Raw genomic sequence first — 23497 nt, forward strand, 5'->3', positions numbered from 1 at the left:
AGATGGACCCTGTCGGCGGAAAAAAAATCGGGGCCAGGCGGCCCCGATGAGGATCGGATCGATCAGGCAGACCTGGCCGGTTATCCATCCCCGGCCTCGGCTTCGACTCAGGACGTGGCCGATCCTTCAGGGGCGACCCAAACCGCCGGAGGGTCGGAGGATTCTCGACCACCTCCGACCGTCATTCCAATCAGTAAGGTCGTCATGGTGAGTCCTGCAAACAGGCCGAATTCCGAATCATGATGACCACACAAAGCACCAGCGATGCCGAGTCCCACGACGGCCACCACAAAGGCCAGCTGCCCACGTTCAACCCACCGAGGCCCGGCGAACAATCGGGTCAAACACAAGGCCAGTACACCGAAGACCTGAAAGAGAATGACCAGAGAATCGAAGACGAAACCGTGGTGGACCGGGATCAAGTCCATGCGCATTCCCTCCTTGGGCAGACGTTGGTCGGCGACCCGGGAGAACTCCGGGGCGGACTCCGTGATCCGATTCCATCGCATCCTGCGTCGGAATGGCAAGAGGTGATGTTTGGCTCCTAAGCAGACACGGTGCCAAAATCGGTCGAGGGGGAAAGTTCGAGGCCATCCCCGTCAAATCAAGGGGAATTCTTGAGAAAAAAGAACCCCCTCTCCCATTTTTTTGTCAGGGAAAGGGGGTCGATTTCGAACAACGCTCAACGTCATTCTTTCAATCGATTTCATTCGAACAAGGTGCGCAGACAGCCTCGTTTATCCAATCCGCTGGCGAGTTGGCTCAAGGGCGATTGCCCTGGTTTTGGTTGCGATTGAAACGCTGTTCCATGGCCCGGCCGCCCATCTGCTTGATCTCGGAGACGCCTGTGACGTCGTTGATTTTCCACCCGCTCCGTTCCTTGCGGACATCGACCCGGCGCTGAAGGATGCTGCCATAGTCGCCTTGTTTGCGGAGAATGAAACTCACGATGCCGGCGGCGGTGGGGCGACTCATCTGAGCGACCTCAAAGCCTTCAAACCCATCGGCAATGGTGGTGAGTTCTTCCTCGGAGAGGCTCATTTCGCGAATCGCCTGGAAGGTTTTTCGCCGAGTGGCGGTTTCGGCTTCGCGAGGAGCACGAAGCGCAGTGGCGTCGTGAAGCCCCTGGATGTCCTTGGCCTTAATGGCATTGAGGAAGGCGTCGACAGCGCCGCGAGGAGAGTCGAAATTCGCAGGTTCAGACGATCCGGGTCCACCCGGGAAGCCGTCCGGTCCGCCCGGGAAGCCGGGAGGTCCACCAGCTTCGAACCCGCCGAAGCCACCGGCCTCGAAGCCACCGGGAGGGCCACCCATGCCGGGCATCATCCCTTCATAACCAGGGGGAGGGGCTCCGGGCATGGCACCGCCCTGACTGCCCATCATCATGGCCATCATGCCGTCGGCTTGCCCGGCAGATCCGTCCGGGCCGGGGGCTGCTGCGGGGGGGCCTCCGCTGCGTCCTCGGGCGGCGGCCGGGTCGTTTGCGGAGTTGGCTGCGGCGAGCATTTCGTTCAGAGCCGCGTCACCGGCCACGTTTCCTTCGGGAGCAGCCGTCAGACCGCCTGCCATGGGTGAGACGGCGGTGGTTGCGGCTCCGGGTTGGCCGGCAAGGGGACTGACTGCTCCCGGGCCGGGGTTCCCGGCATCAGGAGCGAATCCGACGGGAGCACCGGCAAGGGGAGCCCCCTGGGGAACCGCCGGGGCAGCAGCCGGAGGGGCTGCAGCGGGAGGTGGGGCCGTGGGACCCCCAAAGCTTGGGTCCCTCATATCGACGACCGGGACCTCGCCACCTTCTCCCGATCCTCCTCCACACCCCCCCACGAACAGGCAGAGGGCGATTGCCGGGAAGCCGGCCCGCCAGGCATCGATGCGTCTCATCGGTCTTCGTCCTCCTGCTCGATGAAGAGATCGGGGTTGGGGGAGCCATCACGTCAGAAGCGGGCTGACCACGAGATCGGAGGGAATCGGCCCGGGGACGTAGCATGCTCGCCAGATAACTCTATTATGCCGACGCATGTGCCCGGGGAGAAGGGTCGAAATGACGATCGTCGCGTCATCGCATCGCCTCTCATCGAGCAATGGGTTGATTAGCTGGAAATGGGTGGTCGTTACCAAAAATGATACTGGCCGGTGGTAAGCACATAAATTCCGAGGAGGAAATTTGCCACGGCGTGGCTCAGAACGCAGGCCGAAACGCTCCGAGTCAGGGCGAGCAAACCGGCCCAGGCCAGACCGGTCAGGAGGGCTGGGAGCCATTCGGGATGGACCATCATGAACGCGGCTGAGGTGATGGCCGCGGCCAGGAGGGTAACCCGGCCAATCGGCACACGCCGGAAATCATCGGGATCGATCACCACGCGCATGAGGAACGATCGCCAGAACAACTCCTCAAAGACTGGGACGAGCACCACCAGGCCGATCATGCGGATCGAGACGAACCCCCAGTAGGCCGCCGGGCTGAGCACGGTCGGGTCAAACCCTTCGCGGGTTCCCCCGCCGAGAAAAGGAAGTGGGGGATAGCGGCCATCGATTCCGACCCAGACGGCGGTGACGACCACTCCGAGCACAACTGCAAGCAGCCATCCCCCGATCGCCGGAGTCTTCTTCAGGTCGGCCCAGGCCGATCGGCCGAAGAGGACCATGATGACCGCGGTCAATACGGCCTTCGTGGCATAGGCGACCGGGTACCACGACGCGTGGAGATTCTCCGGGATGAAGGCTTCAGCCTGAGTCAACAGAAGATAGGCAAGCATCGGAGCAACGTACGGCACGAAGGTCCAGAGGCTTGCGACTTCCCCTTTCGAATCGGTCGACATCGGTCAATAACCCCACGACGATCCTGGAACACATGGCGTCGGAGGGATCATGCGACGCGATCGCTGATTGTGCAACACCCTGGCCGTCATTTGGGAAACCCAATGACGCGGAGAAGGACCTTGTTCTTGGGACGCTCGACGTCGAGATCCCCCACTTCTTTACTGGCGAATCCTGGACCTCGGTCTCCGGGAACAGGATCAAGGGGCAGAGGATCGAACACCCTGATCGGGATGGGCATACTGAGGGGTCGAGAGCATCGCCTCAAAGTGTTCGATGATCTCGGGGTGAGATTCGCGGTGAGGTGCAAAGAGGGTTTCGGCCTTCTGGTGGATGATCCGATTCCTGCGTTCAAGGATCTCAGCAACTTCAATCTTGATGAAGTCGTCAAACGCGAGAGAAAACTTTTTCTGAAACTCGGGATAAAATTGTTCCTCGCCGGTGCGGGCCGCGACATCGGCTTTCAGGGCGTCAACCTCCTCTCGGAGGTTTTTCCCCGTCTGCTCTTCCCAGCGGCGAATCACCTCTCGGATATGGTCGAGTTCTTCCTCAGCTTCAAGCTTGGGCATGAATCGAGGTGGATCTCCGGTTGCGTCGCTGGCCAAAAAGGCTTCGTACTGATCGAGCCGGTCGAGAAGATCTTCGGCGTAATCGTAGTCAAGTTGCTGATAGGTAATGCTGATGTCGTTGATCATCTTACTGAGCTCGCTCTGCAACTCGCGAAAGAGCTCGGGATTGGATTGCATGGCCACGGATCCGCCAGCGGACGGCTCGTCACTCGATGGCGCACCGCAACCATTGACCAGAAGCGAGAGCGAGATCGACATCACGAAGACAGGCGTTCGGGCTCGGAGAGGGCTCACGGCAAGTTCACCTGAAGTCAGAAGCGAGAGAGAGGTTGCACCAGGAAGGAAGCGATTGGCCACAACGACCGGGGGAAATGGGGTTGTGGCCAATCATATTCACGTAGGATCTTAATTGCGGTTTTTCAGGACGCCAGGAGCGTCATGATTCGCCGCGCTCCCGATCAGTACTGGTCACTGGAGACCAGCTCGTTCTCGGCCCGAGTGCTGAGCCATCGGTAGACATCGCGATTGATCGTTTCCTTGATTCCCCGCACGCTTCCGTCGGCGAAAAGGAAGTTCACGACGCCGGAGTGCTGGCTGCGATAGCCGAACCCAACCCGCCAGTTGCGACTGTCTCGGACGCCGCCCGCATCGCCGTTATGCTGGGTCACATCGAAGTTAATCGGAACATTGACCGTGCCGGTTGTGCCGTTCGGGTTTGGCCAGGTAAACCAATCGCACGATTCGAAGAGGGTTTCACCAACTGCGAACGTGTTGCTCGTACCGTCGGTGATATCTCGAATCGAAGTGGTTCCACCAGAACGATTCATGATTCCCGTGTGGGTATTGCCTTCGCCAAAGCCATTGTTTCGAGCGACGGGAAGGCTGGTGGTATACGGCCACCAGTTCGGATCATCAGGGTGATTGTCACCCAGGCTGCCGAGATAGCTGAGCTTCGGTCCAGAGTTCAGGGCGGTGTTGTTGGTGAAGTTCCAGCCGACCCCCGTGTCAACGCGGGTGTAGCGAGAGAAGGTGGGAGACGGGTCGCTGGGGCACATCAAGGTGCTAATCGGTGTCATTGTTCCGGTATGATTCATTTGTGTATGCAATCCACCCGGACCGCCAGCGACACCAACATCGAAATTAATCGCGTTGAAGATCGGCTGTTGTTCCAGATAAGGCAGCGTCATGGCGATCCAACTATGTCCCCAACGTGCCGTTGGGTGGACGCCGGGTGCGGCCGTATTGTACACGGGCGTGGCACGCCAAAAGGAGGTCGGAAAGGCGCCGACGGTGTCATGATAATTGTGAAGTGCGATGCCGATCTGCTTCATGTTGTTGGTGCATTGCGCTCGCCGAGCCGCTTCGCGGGCTGCCTGGACGGCGGGCAGCAGGAGCGCGATCAGGACACCAATAATGGCGATGACAACCAGGAGCTCGATCAAGGTGAACCCTGGGGATCGAGAGGGGCTGGAGCCCGCCTTGGTCCTTCTGGGAAGAGGAGTATGGACCATGCCGAAACGTCTCCTTGATTCGCTTGTCAGACCTTCTTGCACGACTCATAATGAAAGGCGTTACTTATGCTGGGACCTACTTACGGTTGAGTCAACAAAAAAAGCTTGCTAACCTCTTTTTTTGGATTGGCGGATGTGCATTCAGAAAGGAATTGGATGGCTTGTGCTTACAGTCGCCGTGATGATTGTCGTATCAGCGTTCTGGTGGCGAGGGCGTCCCGCGCGTCATCTCGACCGTGCCGAGCGAGCGCTGGAGGCTGGGGATCCCATTCAGGCTTGGCGATGGCTTGACGTACCCGTCGAGGTCCCGGAGACACGAGACAGAGCCTTGTTGCTTCGTGCTCGGGCCGCAGTGGAACGGGGGAGACCGTCGGAGGCTGTCGAGCCACTCGACCAGCTTGACCCGGAGGGTCCCCTGGCTGCCGAGGTGGCGTTCTGGAAAGGCCGAACGCTGATGGCGGCGGGCCAAACCCTGCGTGCGGCTGTCTGGTTTCAAGATGCGCTTCGCAGACGTCCGGACCAGATTGAGACGCTTCGGTGGCTGGCCGCGGCTTCGTATGAACTTGGAGATATTTCAACTGCTCTTGAGTCACTCAACACCTTGACTCAACTCCAGCCTAACGATGCGCCTGGATGGCGAACCATCGGATTGATCCAAAAAGAACATGCCGAGTTTGAGGCTGCCCGCGACGCGTATCGTGCCGCGTTGCAGGCCAATGCCGATCAACCGGATGTGCGTATGGAACTGGCGGAAGTCTTGATGGAACTGAGCCGCCATGAGGAGGCGATCGGCTTGCTCGAAGTCTGTCGGGGACGAGTCAGCGAGCCCGATCGGTTGGTCTTGTTGGCCCGAAGCCTGTATGAAGTGGGAGATCGAGCCACTGCGCGGCAACATCTTGAGCAGGGCCTGAAGGAGGCTCCTGGCAACGCGGCCATGCTTGCCGAGCGCGCACGAATTGACCTGGCGGAAGCCGACCTCGCGGCGGCGGTGGAGGCGCTCGATCAGGCGCTGGCCGCGGAACCGGCCAATGCAGACTGGTTCTATCTGCGGAGCCAGGCCCACCGGCGCCTTGGGCAAACGGAGCAGGCCGACCAGGATCTGGCCCGCTCCCGTGAGTTAACGGAGGTGATGACCACCATTTCGAACCTGATTCGGGAGGCCGACCAGTTTCCCGAACAGGCTGAGGTGCGCTATCGGCTCGGGACCCTCTGTCTCGAATTAAATGATTCGAAGATGGCAGCAGCCTGGTACCAGGCTGCGCTGGCTTGCGACCCGAATCACGAGGCCGCTCGGCAAGGACTTCTCAGCCTTCAATGGAGATGAAGCCGCTCGTCCCGTTCTGATCGGAGCGTGGACGGTACTCGTTCAGTCCGTCAGTTCGATGTCAAACGAGTTCGAGCCGGATTCGACCGTGTAACGAAGCGGGGATTGCTCGGGATTTTCATATTTTGAAGGAATCGTTGAGCTGTCTCCGAGGGAATAATCGAACGTAATCGTGCCGTCCGGATTTGGTTCCGGGGTCGTCTTGGGAGCGGGCTTGACTTGAATCGTCACGACGTGCTGGCCGAGAACCGCACCATCGTTTGTATTAAATGTCGTGAGCGTAAAACGACCATTGGTCTCGATTTGACCGATTGCGACGTGGCCTGTGTCCGAGCCTTTGCCCTGGGCGGGGGAGAAGACCACGGATCCTTCCGTCAAGGGACTCCCGTTATAGGACACGGTTCCTGAGACCTTGCCCATGGGAGGTTTGGGGCCTCCACTGCCCCCGCATCCAAGCATCGAGGCTGATCCAACGAATAAAAGAAGTCCAATAGATGCTCGCTGTCTGATCATCGTATGTGTCTCCTTCGGTCGAACGGAGCGAAGCTTTCTGACCACGATTCTATTGACCAGGAAAAGGTCTCGCTGTCAACAAGGGGGTGGGCTGCGTCGTTCCCGGCTGATCGACCAAGCGACCACTCGAGGGAACTCCGTTGTTTTGGAAACGGGAGTTACGAGGGGACTGCATCGCTTGCCGCTTGTGCTCCAATCAGGAGCCTGGGTGAGGAGCCAGGTGCTGGATCGTACGCACCGAAGTTGCGCTATGGTAGAACCGTCAGGGCGATTGCACGAATTCCCGCGTGAAGCGAGCGTTCGGAAACGTTTGCGATGGAGATGGTCGGATGTCCGTTGTCGAGCCAATGATCGGCCGCCCCGCCCCGACCTTTGATCTGCCGGCAGTCTCGGCGGATTATGGAGCAAGGCGGGTCCGTCTCTTGGACTATCAGGGACGTTGGTTGGTACTGATCTTTTATCCGAATGATTTCTCCCTGATCTGTCCGACCGAACTGACGGCACTGGCGGATCGCATCGATCAATTTGATCGAATGAATTGCGCGGTTCTCGGAATCAGCTGCGATTCCATTGACTCGCATCGCCGATGGCTTGAAATGGATCCGGAACGCGGGGGGCTTGGGGCCCTTGCGTTTCCGCTGGCCAGCGACGAGGGAGGAGGTGTCAGCCGAGAGTTCGGAGTGTACCAGGACCCCCCTGGGGTAGCCTTACGAGGTTTGTTCCTGATTGATCCGGATGGAAGGATTCAGTATCAAACGATTCATGCGCTTGCAGTTGGCCGACGAGCGGACGAGGTGCTCCGCGTGCTTGGTGCATTCCAGAGCGGCGGGATGTGCCCCTCGGGATGGGCACTCGGCGACCCGGTTCTTGACCCGACCCGACTTCTCGCTCCTGGCCGGGTTCTGGGGCAGTATCGGATTGAGCGCCACCTGGGGGAGGGGAGCTTTGCCGCGGTTTTTCTGGCCATTGATGAGACGCTCCAACGGCCGGTGGCCTTGAAGGTGCTTCGGCCAGGCGTCGGCACTCATCCGCGGTCATTGCTCGATGAAGCTCGGGTCGCGGCAGGATTGAACCATCCAAACATCTGCACGGTGTATGCGGTGGACGACAGCGATGGTGTTCCGATCATCGCGATGGAATATCTCGACGGAACGCGACTCGACCGACTCATCGCTTCAGGATCGTTAACCATTGCCCAGGTGGTCGAGATAGCTCGACAGGTCGCCTTGGGCATGGCCGCGGCTCATGAGGCGGGAGTCGTGCATGGGGACCTGAAACCGCAAAACATCCTGGTCGACGCCACGGGGCATGCGAAGATCGTGGATTTTGGGTTAGCGCGACGGATCGAGCATACCACCGACCCGATGGAGACGGTGGACAGCGACGACCTCGCGACCTCTGCCGGTTTAACAGGGACTCCTGGTTACATGGCACCGGAACAGGTTCGAGGGGAACCTTCCTCGATTGCGTCGGACCTGTTCGCAATGGGCTCGATCCTATTCGAGCTCTTGACTGGCCGCCCAACGATTCAAGCGGGCAATATCTTACAGGCACTCGACGCAATCCGCAGGATCGAACCCGAGACCCTGGCCGCGCAGGTTCCGGCCCCCTTCGCGCATCTCGTGCGTAGGGCTCTTGAGCCACACGCCAGCCATCGCACACTGACCATGCGTGAGATTGCCGAGCAAATCCCCCAGGCGCTCGACCAATTCCTGGCCGGTCAGGGAAATCAAAAGCCAGCACGCGAACCCTTTCTGGACGAGGTGTAACGTTCTTTCACGTAAGCGCGTGCACTGCGCACGGGCCAGAATTACGTATGTTCAGGAAAGCGGATACGATGGGACAGCGAGTCGTTCAGGTCGATGCATTTGCGGATCGTCCGTTTACGGGAAATCCTGCGGCAGTCTGTGTGCTGAATGGTCCGGCGGACGAATCGTGGATGCAGATGGTTGCTCGGGAGATGAACCTGTCAGAAACCGCATTTGTGGTCCCGGAACCCAAACTGGATGAGTCCGGGGTGTATCGCTTGCGATGGTTCACTCCCACGATCGAGGTCGATCTCTGCGGCCACGCTACCCTGGCCGCGGCACACGTGCTTTGGGAAGATCAGCACCTTCCTCTTGGAGCGCCGGCCGTGTTTCTGACACGATCGGGGAGACTCGCGGCCCAACGATCGGGTGACTTGATCGCACTGGACTTCCCAACCGAGCCGATTCGCAGTCAAGAGGCGCCACTCGCCCTGCTCGATGCGTTGGGAACGACCCCTCGATTCGTGGGAGGGAACCGAATGGATCTGCTCGTCGAGTTGAACAACGAGGCCGAGGTTCGCGCCCTGTCGCCCGATCTGGGACGCCTTCGACGTTTACCGATGCGAGGATTGATCGTGACGGCGGCAGCGGAGCGGCCGGGCATTGATTTTGTCTCCCGATTCTTCGCGCCAGCCGCGGGAGTGGACGAAGATCCGGTGACGGGTTCGGCCCATTGTGCGCTGGGCCCTTTTTGGAACGATCGGCTGGGACGAAGTGTGCTGATAGGCGAACAGGTCTCGATGCGAGGTGGCCGGGTTCATGTTCGGGTGCTTGGTGATCGGGTGGAGCTGGCCGGTCGGGCGGTCACGGTGATGCGAGGGGAGTTGGTGGAATCGTGAGGCGTGCGCGGGGATCGGCTCACTCCTGCTGGCGGCCGTTGAAATCGCGGCAAGGCGAAGTATGATCGAGGGCCCAAGTGATCCTTCGCACTGCCACCAGGGAGCCGATACCGTGCCGACGATCCGATCCGAGTCCCTTACTGAGTTCACCGTCCGGATCTTCGAGGCGGTCGGAGTGCCTGTCGAGGACGCGAAGGTGGTTGCCGAGGGTCTGGTCGGTGCAAACCTTCGAGGGCACGACTCGCATGGCGTCATGCGCGTGCCTCAATATGTGAGCTTTGTGCAAGACGGAACCTATAAGCCGGGCGTTGCGCTCCAGATCGAGAGTGAGGGACCGGCCCTGATCGTGGCCGATGGACGCTGGGGATTCGGACAGGTGCAGGCGCACCGATTGCTGGATCACCTGATCCCGAAGGCGCAGGAGCTAGGGATCGCGGCCGGAGCAGCGAAGGATTGCGGACATATCGGACGATTGGGTGAGTACGCTGAACGAGCGGCGGCCCTCGATCTGGTCTTGCTGGCCACGGTCAATAACAATGGAGCCGGTCAGCGGGTGTCGCCACCGGGAGGGCTGGAGCCGAGACTCGGGACCAACCCCCTGTGCGCCGCTGTGCCGACGGAGGATGGGCCGGTCGTGCTCGATTTTGGCACGAGTGTCGCTGCCGAAGGAAAAGTTCGTGTTTATCATATTAACAAGCAGCCGGTCCCTGAGGGTTGGCTGCTCGATCATCAGGGAAAGCCGACCACCGATCCCAGCGTCTTGTATACCGAACCCTCGGGTTCGATTTTACCGATGGGGGGAACGCAGGCGTACAAGGGGTTCGGCCTGGCCCTGGTGTTCGACATGCTCGCCGCCGGTTTTTCCGGGGGGAGGGCTTGCCACGAGGGGGCTCCGCCAGCCCGAGGGAACAACCTGTTGTTTATCCTGCTCGATCCGGCGCGGTTTGCAGGTCGGGAGACGATGCTCAAGGAGTCGACCTGTGTGTCTCGGTTCGTCCGAAACACCCCGACGGCCGAGGGAGTGGACACGATTACCTTGCCCGGGGATCCGGAACGCAAGGTCATGGAAACCCGATCACGCGAAGGGATTCCGCTTTCTGACGGCCACTGGTCGAAGCTAGTCGAACTGGCCGAGGCGCTTGGCGTGGCGGTTCCTTCACTGCCATCCGAAGCCTGAGTCATCCGTCATGTTGGAAAGTGAACAACCCGCGGCCGGGGGGATTGCCTCCGGCCGAGGGTTGAAGCGGATCGAATCGAATTGACTTGATCAACGTGGTTTAGCGGCGATCCGAGCTACGGACCGATGCGGGACGGGGAGTGGGTGGGCTTGCCGCCGGGAGATCGTCGGTCGAAGCCCCCGGCGCGATCGAGTCAGATGCAAGCTTCCCGAGCAATGCTTGCTCGAAGCCCCGAAGATCAGTCCAGAACGTGCCGGGCCCGGCGTGGAAGATGCCGAGGCGGAGCTCGTCGGGAAGATTCTCGGCGAAGAGGTAACGATTGTAGGCTTCAGGGCCGCCTAGGGTCTCGACGTAACGCTGGTAACGCTCGGCCTGGGCCGCGTTGGTGAGCTCGACCTTCTTGGCCTCGGCCTCGCCGATCGTCGTGGTGATGTCCGCCTGAATGGCGGCCGTTTGGGCGTCGAGTTCGGCGACGAGTTTTTCAGTTTCGGCCTCGATTTGCCGGGCCTGTTTTTCGCCTTCGGCCAGTGCAGAGGCGAACAGTTTTTCGGTTTCGGCGGCGACCCGACGCTCCTCAAGGGTGACCTTGGCCTTGGCCTCCAGCAGGTCGCCTTCGGCCTCGGCGGTGAGCTGTTTCTGGTCGTTGGTCAGCTTCACTTCCGTCGCGATCTTCGAGCGTTGAATCGGCTCGCGGACCTCGGCCGGGACATAAATCTGACGAGGCAGGCCGAATAGAAGTGTCATATTCTTTTGCTTGAGCGAGGCTTCCAGCTCCTCGGAGGTGTCTGTCTGGAAAGCTTCTCGGCTGTCGCCGATGAGCAAATCGACGGCACCATGACGAGAACCGTTGATCCGGCAAATCGATCCGATATCCGGCAGAACGACCTGTTCCTCGACCACCTTCAAGACATTTTGCTCCGCTTCACTGGCCTTTCCAAATCGTCGAATGACGTCGGGGGCCTGGTCGGGAAGGATGCCCCAGATGGTCGTGAAGTCCAGGAAGATATCGAAGCCGTCGCGCGAGAGGAACCAAATGCCTTTGTCCTTCCGATAAACCGGATCGCGGCCGAGGGGGGCTGCTGCATCGACTCGAACGGAATCGATTGCCTTGTAGAGAGGCTTGCCATCGGGGCCAACTTCCGGCTCGACTGAGAGGGTTGTTTCGTTGTAGCCGATACTGAGGATGTCGATCTGAGTGGCGTACGGGTTCAGGTAATAGATGCCAGGCTGAAGCACGTCATCGAGCGTTCCTCGCCGGGCGGAGGTCCGAAGATCTTCCGAGCGGTTGGTGACGACGCCGACATAGCCTGCGGGGATCAGCAGGGCGTCTCCCGCCTGGTGTTGAACGCCACCATTGGTTTTGACGCAGGCGTTGACCGGAAGGATCTCCGTGTCGAAGGCGTAGGAATTGATCCGGTATCGACCGGGAGTCAAAACCTTACGCTGAATCCCGCGCTGCCCTTCCCGATCGGCAAGATACTGGCCTTGTGGTAATTGCTCGCCGAACTTGGCAGTAAGGACACCGATTTCGCCAGGCTTGACGATGGTATCCTTGATCCGCTCGTACTTGTATTCAAGCGGATTGATGAAATGTCGCCCCGGTCCGAGCATGTTTTGAAGAATGCCGACCTGTTGAGGGCGACCGCGCGTGTCCACTTCGACGAGCGTTCCTCGAGGAGCGGTCGGCACCGATCGGAGGGGTGGGAAGGGCCCTCGGTAGGTGAGCAAGAGGCTCTCGCCAGGAGGGACTTCGACGCGGCAAACGACCCACTTCCAGGCGATCAGGTAGCCGCCGACAAAGAGGGCCACCAGGGCCGCGGCCACCCCGATCAGGCGTTGAAGCGTTCGGGGGTTCATCGGTTCGTCTCCGCAGTTCGGAAGGGGTTCTTCGGGAGCGACTCGGAATCGCCGGTGTCACCACCGGCCAGGGGGTCAACCTCTGCGGACGGGTCGGGAGTTCGGGGGGATTGTGCTGGCATCGGAGTCAAATCGGGAGTCGGGGTGTCCGAGACGAAGGAGCCGAACAACTCCATAAACGGACCGTCGGAGTTCGATAGGATCGACTGGAACGCGGGGGCGAGTTTCCCGATGAGGACGTTTCGGGCAAGCGATCCGCCATCACCGCCGAATGCGGTGACACGGAGGGCAAGGCCAGCCAGCTCTGCCTCGTTCTTGAACCGGATGACATCGGCCGAGGCCTGGGCCTCGGACAGCAGGGCGGCAGCCCGGTTCTTGGCTGCTTCAAGCTGGGTCTGGGTGACAGAGAGCCGCTGCTCTCCCTCGGTCACAGCGACCTGTTGGTCCTGCATGGCCTTGGTGGTCTTCTCGACGACCTCTTGCTCGGCCTCGATCAGGCGGGCCTTTTGCTCGGCAAGCAGGTTCTTCACCCGCAGTTCCGCCTGCGATTCCTGCTGGAGTTTTTCTTGAAGAAATTGCTCGAGTTGCTGCTTGGCGACTTCTCGGGCTCGGACCGGAGCTCGAATTTCTTCGGGGGCCGAGGCTGACGTGACGGCGACCTGAAGAATTTCGATGCCCTGATCCTCACATCGGGATGAGAGCGTGCTCTCCAGATCCTGCTGAAAGATCTCGCGGTCGTCGCCCGAGATGAACTGCACTGCGTCGAGCTTCGAGCCGTTGACCCGGCAGATGGATCGGGCGTACGGTGTGATGATCTTGGCAATGATTTCATCGTCGATTGCGTCGCCGTTGAAATCCTCGTTGTAAAGAACGAAAACCTCGGCAGCCCGCTCCTCGGAAACACGGAAGGTGACCGCGCCATCGAGCGAGATATTGAAGCCGTCGGCTGAGAGGAAGGTGATGTCGGCATCGTCGTTGAGCCCGAAAATTCGGGTCCGGCAATCGACGACACTGATGCGCTGTTCGAAGGGGTTGATGAAGTACTTCCCAGGCGGCAGCGTCGTAAGCTGAACCCCACGTTCCCCTTCATCGACCAAAACGACGTTTGGGTCTTTCGGCGATCGACCAGAGAGCAAGGTCACAACGCCTCGGGATCCGGTCGGGACATCGACCGGATCGAACACAAGGAACTCGGTGGCGTAAGGGTTGTAGGCCACTCGGGCTCCCGCTTCGATGACGCCCGGGCGGATGCCTTTCTGGGTGTCATCGGCCAGAACTCGGCCTTCGGGCAACTCCTCGCCAACCAGCGAGACCATCACCGCACACTTCCCTTCGGGAACCTGAAACTGGTCGGTGATTTCCCAGTCCCAAAAAAATGGGTTATAGAAAAAACGGCCCTCGGTCAGGACGTCGGGCTGGACGCCCTTGGTATAGCCTCGCTCCTTGGTCCAGGCCGCAGCGATTTCCATGCCGGGTTCGAGGTTGTGGCCGACCTTGCGGATTAAGACGGCCTGTTGGCCTTTGCCGACCTCGATGCGGCATGCACCATACAGGACCCAACCGCCGACAACCAGTGCGACGACCAGGCCGACCATGAGACCGGACCAGCGAGAGGGTGCCCCCCCTGAGCCGCGGCCAAGCGGACCGCGTCGATCAATTGATGCCATCGATGTGCTCCAAGGTCGGACGTGGAAACCGACTCTCCCCGCACGGTTTGGAGTGGGGAGACGATCGGTTCTCGGCGGAAGTTCTTCGCCGAAACGACCAACCTATTCATAGCATCTCGATGAATTGCCCCGCGAAGCTTCCGAAGGGCGAACCGGCTGCATAACCGGAAGAATTCCAACACGGAAAGGACCCCGTCCGCCATCGACGGGGCCTCGCTCCTGACAGAGCGGTACGACGCGGGTGAATCGGCCGTGCCGTGACGACTCGGGGCGGCCGGTCTGAGGGGTGGGCCGTCCCGATCAGATTACTTCTTGCGGTGACGGATCTTGCTGCGCATGCGGCGCTTCTTGCGACCGACCTTGCGACGGCCCTTGCCTCGACGGCGGCTAGCCATGAGCCCTCCCTTGGATTGTGTGAAAGATCTCGAGAAAAACCGGTGCAAAACGAGTCTGAACCCCCTTACAGCCGAAGGGGAAGAGATTTACTGTACCATGACCCAGGGTTTCGGCTCAAGCGAGAGCTCTCGTGGTTCGCCCTGATTCGATCGGCTGGATGACACTCACAGACAGGTTGATCGGTGAGGAAAGGCCCCCAAAGGGAGAACCCCGTACCGATGCCATGCGAGGGTGCAGTCATGGCAACACGTTACCCAAGTTCGTCAGAATCGATCGGGTCATCGGCTTCGGGGCCAATTTCCGAGGCGATGGCATCGAGTCGGTCGCGCACCTCGGTCATCCCCGAAGGTCGGCGGTCGGGTTTCGGGGCGATGCACTGCATGATCAGGTCGCTGAGGGATTTCGGAATCGCGGCCACCAGTGAGGCGGGGGTTTTCATCCGGGCTCGATTGACCCGGCCGTTGTCGAGCCCCGGGATGCCGAGGTTGGCATACTCGCCAGTGAACATGCGATACATCGTCGCGCCGAAGTTATACAGATCGGTTTTCTCATCGACAATGCGATCCGAGGCTTGCTCGGGGGCCATGTAGTAGGGCGTGCCCTGGACACGGGCCTTGTCCTCTCCTCGAATCCAGGCGGTGCCGAAGTCGATGACCTTGACCTCACCGGCCTTCGAGATCATCAGGTTCCCCGGCTTGAGGTCACCGTGGTAGACCCCTCGGCGGTGCATGTGGGCGAGGGCATCAGCTACACGGCGAAAGACGGCGACCAGTTTCGGGATCGGCAAGGATGCCACGTCGTCGAGGACAAAACCGTCGACAAACTCCATCAGCAATTCGATGCCCGTGGTGCGAAACCATGATTTCCGAATTCTGCAGTCGAGCACCTTGGCGATGTTCGGATGGTTGAGCATCCGGGAGACGTTGTACTCCTGCATCGCCTGGTTGACGTAAATCTCGTCGTCCGGCCCCTGACGACGAACGACCTTCATCGCGTAGCGGCGACCGGTGGAGGTGTCTCGGATCAGCAAGATGGTGCTTCCTGCACCGGTCCCCAGGGTCCGGACCACCTCGTAATCCATTTTCGCAAGCTGGGGAGAGGCGGTCGGGGTCGGCATGCGATCTTGGGGCATTCGTGACTCGGGCTCTGCGCTGACCGACGCTCGTCGGTGGCGATCGACGGAGCGAGCCGATGGCCCGCCGAAAAATGCTGATTTTACCAGAAGGGGTCGTCCCGATCGAGGCACTGGATGATCGTCTTGACCTGACAAGCCGTCAGGGTCAAATCGGGTGGGATGATCAATCAGGAGCCGATGAACGGATAGATCAGTCGCTCGGTCGGATAGTAAAAGAGGCGTTCGATCCAGAGATCGGTAAGGTCATGACCCCAAACACCGTACACCCCGGCCGACTCGTATATCGTGCGGTACTGCTCGGCGAAGGCACAGCAGATCTCCCAGACGTTCCAGGGCTCCTCTCCAGTCTCGATCGTGAAGAGGACCGGAATTTCAGTCGGATAGTCAATCAGGCCTCGAACGGAGACGGCGAGCGGTCGACTAGCCAGATCCTTAAGTCCCGGATCGACCGAGGCCCCCGCCCCGGCCGCTTGCTCAATCAGTTGCTGGAGCATCAATTCGCGGTCGAAATAGCTGACCGCGGCGCGTTCGGCGATGCTGAAGGGAGGGAAGGAACCGGAGAAGAGATCGAACGCAGATGCCTCGGCCGAGGGATCTTCGACGAACTCGACCAGACGAACGGCCTCCGGGTCCGCGTCAAGGAGTTCCGAGGGCTCGGGCTCGATGGTCCGGTTCCAGGGCAAGGGGCCGGAACGTTCCTGGAGGAACTCGTCTAACTCTCGCCGGTTGTCTCCCGCGCATTCGACGAGGCGAGCGACCCGCACGGCCATCGGCTCATCGCGATCGTCCGGAGGATCGAGCCCGAGCGCACTATAGGCATGAAGGATGGTGAGCTCGGGGTCGGAGGACGACCGGATCCTTTGCGCGACCCGCACCGACATGGTCAGGATATCGACCGGATCCATCACGCCGTCCCCCTCTCGCGTAAGTGGTGGCAAGTTAGTCGAAATAGCCGCACGCTTTCAGGTGTTCCACGCTTCGTTGGATCCGGTTATGCCGCTCGTCGAGGCCGGGCTCGGGCTCACCGCCGATCCCCTCGATCTCGATGGTGTAGGGGCCGGCAAAGCCGATGGCGTCGAGTTGCTCGCGGATGCGTCGGAAATCGATGGCACCGCCATCGCCAACGGCGGGAAAGTACCAGTCTTCGGGCTGGCCCCGAGAATCTTTCAGGTGGACGTTTCGGACGTAATCCTTGACCCGCTCAAGCTGTTCGTAGACGTCGGCGCCAGGGTTGTAGTAGAGAATGTTGCCGGTGTCGTAGTTCAGTCGGACGGCGGGGTGATGGACCTCGAACATCAAGGTGAGCATTTCGTCCGCGTTCTGGGTCGGCCCTTTATGCGTTTCCAACGCGATGATAATGCCGAGTTCCTGGGCGACGTCGCCGACCTTGCGAAGGTTCTCGACGACGGCCCGGCGCTCTTCGGGGGTCGTCGGCTGGCTGGCTCCGGAGACAACAATGTCGACGTTGAACCATTTGCGAGCGAACCGGATCCGGCGCTCGGTCAGGGCGGTTCCTTCGTCGGTGCGCATATCGCCGCCGCCGACGTTGCAGCCGCTGATCTTCACGCCGAGGCGGTTCAAGAGGTCGCAGAAGGCCGAGGCGGTGGCGTCGTCGGCCTTTTCGGTGACGACGACGTCCTCAGGGATGATCAGGCCGCCGAAGTTGTGACCACGGAGGGCGAGTTCGAGGTGCTCAATGCCGGCATCGCGGATTTTCTCGGCCGCGGTGCGGACGCCGGAGGGGCCGTAGCAGTTCGTGAAGCAACTGATGATGCGATTCATGGCGATCCGTCGGGCGGGTTCGATTCAATGGGACGGGAGGAGACAACAGGCTCCAGGGCGACCGGGACTTCGGAGCCAAGGTCATCGATGCGCAAGGCCAGGCGGCCGGACAGGACATCAAGCAGGACACGTCCGCAGACCTCGGCTCGCCACCCTTGAAGAATGGATGGCTCTCGGCCTTCGGGTTGCCCATCGAGGTGCCATCGGATCAAGGCTTTCAGGTCGTTGGTTGATCCGACCAGCCCGGTCGAAATCTGATGGCGGGCGGCGCAATGAGCCATCGTCGCGTTGAGCAAGGAAGTCAACATCGACAGACCGGGTAAATCCTCTTGGCGTTCACCCGGTTCGGGAAGGCGATCATCGGGAACGGCCAGGGCCTCGGCGATCACGTCGAGCAACTCTCGCGATCGCGCCACCAGGGCCGGGCGATTGAAATCTCGCAGTGCTTCCAGGTCGCGTCGCGACTTCGGCTGACGGCGGGCGATGCCGACAATCAGGTCATCGCGCATGATCTGGCGGATCGGGCGATTGCTGGCACGTGCTTCCTCGACCCGCCAATCGTAAAGCCGGCGCGCAATTTCCAGTGACCGGCGGTTCAATCCACCCACACCAGGGAGCCGACGCCATCGATCCTCCTCGACCCGTCGGCGGACCGATTCGAGAAAGGCAGCAAACTCTCCTTCAGCACAGGAGCGTCGGTTGAAGCGTTCGAGGCGGTCGAGCAGATGGTCAGCCACGTCAAGCAAATGGGCGACATCGTCCAGGGCGTACTGGATTTGAGCCTCGCTTAGAGGGCGGCGGCGCCAGTCGGTACGCGTCTCACTCCCTGCGAGCGCAATGCCGAGCGATTGATTGACGAGGTTAGTCAGCGACATGGGGTAGCCGTAACCGGCCAGTCCGGCGGCGAGCTGGGTATCGAAGACACGCTCGGGCAATCGGCCGGTGCGAAGGCGGCAGATGCGAAGATCTTCTCCAGCGGCGTGCATTACAACCTCGACCGAAGGGTCGAGCACCAGTTCCCAGAGGGGGTCGAGATTGAGGCCACGTGCCAGGGGATCGACGGCGACCAATCGCTCTTTCGTGGCAATCTGGACGAGACAAAGGACCGGCTCGAAGGTTTCCTCTGAGACGAATTCGGTATCGAAGGCGAAGCGGCCCTGATCGCGGAGATGGCCGATGAGTTCGGCCAGGTCGGCGTCGGTGGAGAGCAAGGGTTCGAGGTGACGTCCCGGCATCGATATTGGTCAGCGGTCCGGATCGGAGGAGGTTGAAGTGTCGGCAATTGCCGCGCACGACGACACGATCGTCGATGCCAGCAATTTTGCAGCGGAAACGCGACTTCTCAGTGGGACTCAGGAGCCGATCTCGTTCCGATGTTGGCCCGTTATCGCATGACAGCGCCCCTCGTGCAAGGCCCGCACGGCGATGCCGAGAGCTCGACGATGGCGAGGAATCGATTATTGATTCCTTGAGCCCGCTTTATAAAGGACGTAACCGGCCCAGTGAACAGGATCAGCGGTCGCGGATCGAGCAGAGAGCGACTGGCGAGCCCGATCGAGGGCCTCAGCGGGAGAGAGGTTCCGTGAGAGCCCCTGGTGCAGTTCGGCGGCAAAGAGAGGAGCGGAGTCGGCTGGCGGATCCCAAAGACTCAGGATCACGGCGTCGGCCCCGGCGGCAAGCCAGCAGGCGGCCAGGTCACGCCAGGCGGTCGGTTCGGCGACTGCGGGTTTCGGCTGATGTTCCAGCCAAAGCAAGATGAGCGAGCCTTTGAGGTTGAGACCGAGGATGTCGGAGTCCGAGAGTCGGGACTCCTCCGTGTCAGTCGTGACTATTCCATCGGAGCTGAGCACTAGTTCCGGCTGACCAAAACGCGAGGTGGCCGGATCAAGCAGGGCAATGGTTGAAAGGTGGAGAATACGTGGTACCCGATTGGCATCGACTAGTCGGGTCAGAAGTTCCGTTGATGAGCTCGTCACGTCGACCTGAGTCGTCTCGGTCCGATAGGTGGATCGCACGGCCAGACCGAGGACTGGATCAGCCGTTGAAGCAACCAGCACTGATGCACCGGCGGGTTTGACTTCACGAAGTTCCGCCCGGGATCGGCGGAGCAGTGAGAGGCTTGGAACGTATTGAAGGCTCGGTGATTCCTGAGAGAATCGCTCGTCCCAAAGCCCTTCGAGTGGTAGTGCGGCCAGGGCATCGTCCGGCACGACGATCAGCCGATCAACGCCTTCCAGTGATTCGAGGAACGGACCGAAGACCGCGTTGGTCAACGCCGATCCGGGAGGGGCATCCGACAGAGCTGGAATTTCTGCAGTAGGAGGGAGAACGAGGTCCGGCTCGGGAGCGAGGGAAAGTAGGCCGTCAGGCAAAGCGGCCTGTTCCAACTCGTCGGGGCGGCCAGAGTCTCCAAGGGCGGCTCGCCAGAGTCTCGCGGATCGTCGGAGGTCCGACCGTCGAATTGGAAGCGTTCGGACGAGGACTGGCTGAGCAGGGCGGATCAGAAATCCGCTAAGCGACTCGGGACCGATCCCCGCCACGACCAGAATCGCCTCTCCATCAGAGAGACGGAGTGAGGCCAGATCGAAGGGGCGGATCGGATCGGTCAGGGCCAGTTCGCGATGCTCAGCGGCGTGGCGGACTTCAAGCTGTCGAACCAGGGCATCGGCATCCGAGTCGACTGACGGCCTCGGGTTGGACCCGATCGATTTGCGACGAGCGGCGTCGAGGCGAGGAGCCGTCGAGCCTCCTGGAGGAGCGACCAGTACAGAAGATCGAACGCGGGCCTCTCCCGATCGCTCAAACCAGTCGACCAGGGCCGCCTGATCGAGGGCTCCGAGGGCTCGCTCGGGCTGGCCCAGGGCAAGTTGACAGCGGGCGAGGCCCCGAAAGGCCCTTCCGGTGGCAACGCCGATCGGACGAGACGCACCTCTCGTACGGGTCTGATCCGTTTCAGTAACAAGTGTGCGGGCCGCCCGAGCGAACAGTTCGATGGCTTCTCCGGGGCGGTCGAGTCGTTCCAGAGCCTCGGCACGCTCCAGATCGGCCTCGATTGCCAGGTCTGATCGACGAGCCCGACGATGAGCTTCAGCTGCCTCGGCGAGCAGCGAGACACCCGCGCCTCGAGTCGACTCGGAGGCGACCGCGATCCGTCCCCGGATGTGGGCGATTGCGGCGGTTTCCGGGGCATCTGCGGGACCCTCCGGTGGAGCAATGGCTGGTGCCTCGGTCTCAAGCCCAGCCCGGCGACGGACGGTCTCGCGTCGAAGCGTCCATTCGGGGTCGTCGGGACGCTCGGTCTCCAGAACGAGCGCGGCCTCGGTCCAGCGTCCCAGAGCAGCCAGGATACTCACCCGCTCCAGGGTGGCTTCTCGGGCCATTCCGAGTTGGTGGTCCCGAATCGGATTCAATCGTTGGAGGAATCGATGGCTGGCCAGATCGGCCGCTTCCCAGTCGCGTCGGGCCACCGCGAGCGCTGCACCAATACGGTCGAACTCGGGAGCTTGCCGAAGGACGGGGTCTTGCCTGGCATACTCGTCCACCGGGAGGAACGCCGCCTGAGCCGCTTGCGGACGTCCAAGGGCGAGGAGTCCCCAGGCGGTCATGGCCTCGGCGATTCGGGCCTGTCGTTCCAGGCTCGGGTCGGCCTGGCGATATCGTTCGGCGGCAAGACGAAACTCGGTCAGAGCCTCCTCGATCCGAACGGCATTGCCGGCCTCCCTTCGGCCGTCGAAGGAGGGGACCAGGAGGGAGCCGGACCAGAGTCTTAGATCGGCTTCGCGGTCAAGCCGGCCTCGGAGCGTAAAGGCTTCACGGGCGAGGTTGAGCGGATGACGGATCGCTAGATCAGGCCAGCCAGTTTCCTGTCGGATGGCCGCGGTCAGCGTGGCGATCTCGGCCGAAGTATTACGATCAAGGGCCGGGTCGGCTTCGAGATCTCGCAACAAGGGACGCAAGGTGTCCAGTTCCCCTCGATCCAGCAGGCGACGGGCCTCCGCGATCCGGTCAGCCAGTCGCTGGGAGGTTGAGAACGAGCTCGAGGTCGAAGCCTCCGGCACCGTCAATGGCCGGGTGTGATAGGCTCGTTGCTGGGGTCGAAATGCGAGATCTGCGGCGCTATCCAGGGGAATAGGGGCAGCAGATTGGGCGAGATCCTCTGCATCGTAAACGAGGAGTCGTCCGCCGCCGTCGGCCAGAGCGACGCGACGACTGGAGGGATCGGCGGGATCGACCGCCACGCGAGTGATGCCTTCGGCGGGGATTCCCCGGACCTCGGCCGGCAAGGGAGGGCCTTCTCGGGGTGGTCTCATCAGCAAGATCCGGCCTTCACAGCAGACAATCAGACCGTCTCCACCGAGAACGGGGGCGAGGTCGACTCCCTTGGCGGGCAGCGGAAACCTCCAGCAAGGAGTTCCGTCGCGTTCGATCGCGACGAGCGCTGGGCCGTCTTCGAGGGGGCCGAGGATGCGGACGATCCGATCCCGAACCTCGGTCACGGCCAGGGCAGGACCGATCGGTTCGGGAGGGCCGTTGAGCTGCCTGGGTCTGCGCTCGCCTTGCCCGTCTTGCCGGAGTGCCACGATGGAACGGCCGCTGTCGAGAAAGCTCAAGGCCCGAACCCCCGAGGCTCGACCCGAGGAACGGGCTTCGGCCCGAGGATCACCGATCCGGTCGCGATCGGGACGAAATCGGAGGAGCCGACCGTCTTCGAGGCCGGCAAGCAGATCGTTCGGTCCGATCGGTTCCACCACAAGTGTCCCGACGGAGCCGCAATCCACTTGATCAATGGGCCGGGCCATCGCCTGGGAGGTGTCCCAGAGCACGAGTCCCGCGTCATCTGCCGTCACGGCACGGTCAGGCGCCAAAACGGCCAGGCTGGACAGGGTGCCTCGGTCTGGGACAACCAACCCGACCGAAACCGGACTTGGTCCACTGATAGGGCGGTAGATGGCGAACCGACCGTCGTTAAAGAGTGCTCCGAGGCGGCGATCTCCGGGCGAACCTCCCCACGAAAGAGCTTCGATGGCCGAGGGGCGGCCTGCAGGAGGGGCCAGTGCCCGGGGATTGGACGCGGCGAGCGCCCCGACGCGATCTCGGGAGGCAGCGTCCCTCGGTGCGCAGGCAATCCCACCCGGCAAGATCGCCAGGACCATCGCGAGGGCCAGTGACGGCGTCCTGGCCGCCGGAGGCGTAGGCTGGCCATCCTGGCCAGACCGAGTGCGTGTCATGTCAGTCGGTCCAGAAACGACCGAATGGCCGCGTCGGTCGCGCCGGGAGTTTCCATGGGGGTGAGATGCCCGGCCCCGGGGATCATGATCAACTCTCCGAGCGGAGCGGCTTCGGCCATCGCCTGGGCATCTTCCTCAGGAACGATGGCATCCTCGGATCCGGCGATCACGAGGACTGGAACGGCCAGCGTTCGAAGGACATCAAGGCGATCGGGCCGAAGGGCCATGCCTCGAAGGACCCCGGCCGCACCGATGGGAGAGGTCTGACGGATCATCGCCGCAACGTGCTCGACAAGTTCCGGACGTGCTTGCCGCGACGTCTCGGGAATGAGGAGATCCACCATGGCCGTGAGGGATTCGGTGGAGCCTTCCCGCTCAATCGCTGCGGCCCTGACTTCGCGATTGGCGGCGGCCTCGGTGCTGTCGGCTCCGGCACGGGTATTCAGGAGGATCAGCCCTCGAAGGCGATCGGGATACCGATCGGCCATCGCCAGGGCGACGTAGCCCCCCATCGAGAGGCCACCGACAACGTAAGGCGGTTCGACGCCGACGGTGTCGAGTGTCTCGATCACATCGGCCGCCAGGTCCTCCATGGGGTAAGGACCGGAAGGAGTCGGAGACTGTCCATGTCCTCGGAGGTCAGGCGCGATCACTCGATGATGATTGGAGAGCATTCCGAGTTGTGAGGACCACATGGAGCGATCGAGCGGGAATCCATGCAGCAAGACGACGGCCGGCCCCGTGCCGTGTTCGTCGAAGGTTAGCCTCATGGGCGGGGCTCCTTCCCTGGCGAGCGATCGGCGATGGCCCTGGCCCAGACCAGGGCCATCGCCCGAGTACCATTCCCGTTGCGTTCGGCGGATCGGTTCGCTGATT

At 61.4% G+C, this 23497-nt stretch carries 18 protein-coding genes; 4 read left to right on the forward strand and 14 right to left on the reverse strand.

From position 1 onward, the window contains the following. Window positions 1-107: 107 nt before the first annotated feature. The 5 genes from HG800_RS03420 to HG800_RS03440 all read right to left on the reverse strand — a co-directional run bounded on the left by HG800_RS03420 (window position 108) and on the right by HG800_RS03440 (window position 4894). Window positions 108-428 carry a hypothetical protein gene (locus HG800_RS03420; protein ID WP_169973796.1) on the reverse strand — a complete coding sequence of 107 codons (321 nt, stop codon included), beginning with the start codon at window positions 426-428 and terminating at the stop codon, window positions 108-110. A gap of 334 nt (window positions 429-762) precedes the next feature. After that, window positions 763-1878, reverse strand: a complete 1116-nt coding sequence (locus HG800_RS03425; RefSeq protein ID WP_169973518.1) for a hypothetical protein — start codon at window positions 1876-1878, stop codon at window positions 763-765. Between the two features lie 230 nt (window positions 1879-2108). Continuing rightward, window positions 2109-2816 carry a CAAX prenyl protease-related protein gene (locus HG800_RS03430; RefSeq protein ID WP_169973798.1) on the reverse strand — a complete coding sequence of 236 codons (708 nt, stop codon included), beginning with the start codon at window positions 2814-2816 and terminating at the stop codon, window positions 2109-2111. A 198-nt stretch (window positions 2817-3014) separates the two neighbouring features. After that, window positions 3015-3560 (reverse strand): hypothetical protein, encoded by a 546-nt coding sequence (locus HG800_RS03435; protein WP_169973800.1) that lies wholly within the window; start codon window positions 3558-3560, stop codon window positions 3015-3017. Between the two features lie 281 nt (window positions 3561-3841). Continuing rightward, window positions 3842-4894 carry a DUF1559 family PulG-like putative transporter gene (locus tag HG800_RS03440; protein WP_169973803.1) on the reverse strand — a complete coding sequence of 351 codons (1053 nt, stop codon included), beginning with the start codon at window positions 4892-4894 and terminating at the stop codon, window positions 3842-3844. Between the two features lie 133 nt (window positions 4895-5027). Between HG800_RS03440 and HG800_RS03445 the strand changes: the two genes are divergently transcribed. After that, window positions 5028-6218: a tetratricopeptide repeat protein gene (locus tag HG800_RS03445; protein WP_169973805.1), complete on the forward strand. Its 1191-nt coding sequence runs from the start codon at window positions 5028-5030 to the stop codon at window positions 6216-6218. Window positions 6219-6260: 42 nt separating this feature from the next. Here HG800_RS03445 and HG800_RS03450 read toward each other — a convergent pair whose 3' ends face one another. After that, window positions 6261-6581, reverse strand: coding sequence for a hypothetical protein (locus HG800_RS03450; RefSeq protein ID WP_169973807.1), 321 nt, complete (start codon window positions 6579-6581; stop codon window positions 6261-6263). 479 nt (window positions 6582-7060) lie between these two features. Here HG800_RS03450 and HG800_RS03455 point away from each other — a divergent pair, with 479 nt between their 5' ends. The 3 genes from HG800_RS03455 to HG800_RS03465 all read left to right on the forward strand — a co-directional run bounded on the left by HG800_RS03455 (window position 7061) and on the right by HG800_RS03465 (window position 10555). After that, a complete protein-coding gene (locus tag HG800_RS03455; RefSeq protein ID WP_169973808.1) occupies window positions 7061-8500 on the forward strand; it encodes a protein kinase domain-containing protein in 1440 nt (479 codons plus the stop codon). Window positions 8501-8568: 68 nt separating this feature from the next. Then, window positions 8569-9378, forward strand: coding sequence for a PhzF family phenazine biosynthesis protein (locus tag HG800_RS03460; protein ID WP_169973810.1), 810 nt, complete (start codon window positions 8569-8571; stop codon window positions 9376-9378). Window positions 9379-9490: 112 nt separating this feature from the next. After that, complete coding sequence (locus HG800_RS03465) at window positions 9491-10555, forward strand: Ldh family oxidoreductase (RefSeq protein WP_169973812.1); 1065 nt, start codon at window positions 9491-9493, stop codon at window positions 10553-10555. A 100-nt stretch (window positions 10556-10655) separates the two neighbouring features. Here HG800_RS03465 and HG800_RS03470 read toward each other — a convergent pair whose 3' ends face one another. The 8 genes from HG800_RS03470 to HG800_RS03505 form a co-directional block, all read right to left on the reverse strand. Next, complete coding sequence (locus tag HG800_RS03470; RefSeq protein ID WP_169973814.1) at window positions 10656-12413, reverse strand: SPFH domain-containing protein; 1758 nt, start codon at window positions 12411-12413, stop codon at window positions 10656-10658. Continuing rightward, complete coding sequence (locus HG800_RS03475) at window positions 12410-14080, reverse strand: SPFH domain-containing protein (RefSeq protein WP_169973816.1); 1671 nt, start codon at window positions 14078-14080, stop codon at window positions 12410-12412. The genes HG800_RS03470 and HG800_RS03475 overlap by 4 nt, the downstream gene beginning before the upstream one ends. A gap of 646 nt (window positions 14081-14726) precedes the next feature. Continuing rightward, entirely contained in the window at window positions 14727-15608 is an 882-nt protein-coding gene (locus HG800_RS03480) for a serine/threonine-protein kinase (RefSeq protein WP_235963229.1), read from the reverse strand. Window positions 15609-15778: 170 nt separating this feature from the next. Further along, window positions 15779-16516, reverse strand: a complete 738-nt coding sequence (locus tag HG800_RS03485) for a hypothetical protein (protein WP_169973818.1) — start codon at window positions 16514-16516, stop codon at window positions 15779-15781. Between the two features lie 34 nt (window positions 16517-16550). Next, window positions 16551-17393: a sugar phosphate isomerase/epimerase family protein gene (locus HG800_RS03490; RefSeq protein ID WP_169973820.1), complete on the reverse strand. Its 843-nt coding sequence runs from the start codon at window positions 17391-17393 to the stop codon at window positions 16551-16553. Beyond that, window positions 17390-18628 carry a ribonuclease D gene (locus HG800_RS03495; protein WP_169973822.1) on the reverse strand — a complete coding sequence of 413 codons (1239 nt, stop codon included), beginning with the start codon at window positions 18626-18628 and terminating at the stop codon, window positions 17390-17392. The genes HG800_RS03490 and HG800_RS03495 overlap by 4 nt, the downstream gene beginning before the upstream one ends. A 222-nt stretch (window positions 18629-18850) precedes the next feature. Next, complete coding sequence (locus HG800_RS03500) at window positions 18851-22621, reverse strand: CHAT domain-containing protein (protein WP_169973824.1); 3771 nt, start codon at window positions 22619-22621, stop codon at window positions 18851-18853. Next, window positions 22618-23391, reverse strand: coding sequence for an alpha/beta fold hydrolase (locus HG800_RS03505; protein ID WP_169973826.1), 774 nt, complete (start codon window positions 23389-23391; stop codon window positions 22618-22620). Before HG800_RS03505 ends, HG800_RS03500 begins: the two co-directional genes overlap by 4 nt. Between the last annotated feature and the right edge of the window lie 106 nt (window positions 23392-23497).

Source organism: Tautonia rosea, assembly GCF_012958305.1.
Classification (GTDB): domain Bacteria; phylum Planctomycetota; class Planctomycetia; order Isosphaerales; family Isosphaeraceae; genus Tautonia; species Tautonia rosea.

Coding starts and splice junctions, on each gene's coding strand:
- HG800_RS03420 (WP_169973796.1), bottom strand. CDS start 428: ATGGACTTGATCCCGGTCCACCACGGTTTCGTCTTCGATTCTCTGGTC.
- HG800_RS03425 (WP_169973518.1), bottom strand. CDS start 1,878: ATGAGACGCATCGATGCCTGGCGGGCCGGCTTCCCGGCAATCGCCCTC.
- HG800_RS03430 (WP_169973798.1), bottom strand. CDS start 2,816: ATGTCGACCGATTCGAAAGGGGAAGTCGCAAGCCTCTGGACCTTCGTG.
- HG800_RS03435 (WP_169973800.1), bottom strand. CDS start 3,560: ATGCAATCCAATCCCGAGCTCTTTCGCGAGTTGCAGAGCGAGCTCAGT.
- HG800_RS03440 (WP_169973803.1), bottom strand. CDS start 4,894: ATGGTCCATACTCCTCTTCCCAGAAGGACCAAGGCGGGCTCCAGCCCC.
- HG800_RS03445 (WP_169973805.1), top strand. CDS start 5,028: ATGTGCATTCAGAAAGGAATTGGATGGCTTGTGCTTACAGTCGCCGTG.
- HG800_RS03455 (WP_169973808.1), top strand. CDS start 7,061: ATGTCCGTTGTCGAGCCAATGATCGGCCGCCCCGCCCCGACCTTTGAT.
- HG800_RS03460 (WP_169973810.1), top strand. CDS start 8,569: ATGGGACAGCGAGTCGTTCAGGTCGATGCATTTGCGGATCGTCCGTTT.
- HG800_RS03470 (WP_169973814.1), bottom strand. CDS start 12,413: ATGAACCCCCGAACGCTTCAACGCCTGATCGGGGTGGCCGCGGCCCTG.
- HG800_RS03475 (WP_169973816.1), bottom strand. CDS start 14,080: ATGGCATCAATTGATCGACGCGGTCCGCTTGGCCGCGGCTCAGGGGGG.
- HG800_RS03480 (WP_235963229.1), bottom strand. CDS start 15,608: ATGCCCCAAGATCGCATGCCGACCCCGACCGCCTCTCCCCAGCTTGCG.
- HG800_RS03485 (WP_169973818.1), bottom strand. CDS start 16,516: ATGGATCCGGTCGATATCCTGACCATGTCGGTGCGGGTCGCGCAAAGG.
- HG800_RS03490 (WP_169973820.1), bottom strand. CDS start 17,393: ATGAATCGCATCATCAGTTGCTTCACGAACTGCTACGGCCCCTCCGGC.
- HG800_RS03495 (WP_169973822.1), bottom strand. CDS start 18,628: ATGCCGGGACGTCACCTCGAACCCTTGCTCTCCACCGACGCCGACCTG.
- HG800_RS03500 (WP_169973824.1), bottom strand. CDS start 22,621: ATGACACGCACTCGGTCTGGCCAGGATGGCCAGCCTACGCCTCCGGCG.
- HG800_RS03505 (WP_169973826.1), bottom strand. CDS start 23,391: ATGAGGCTAACCTTCGACGAACACGGCACGGGGCCGGCCGTCGTCTTG.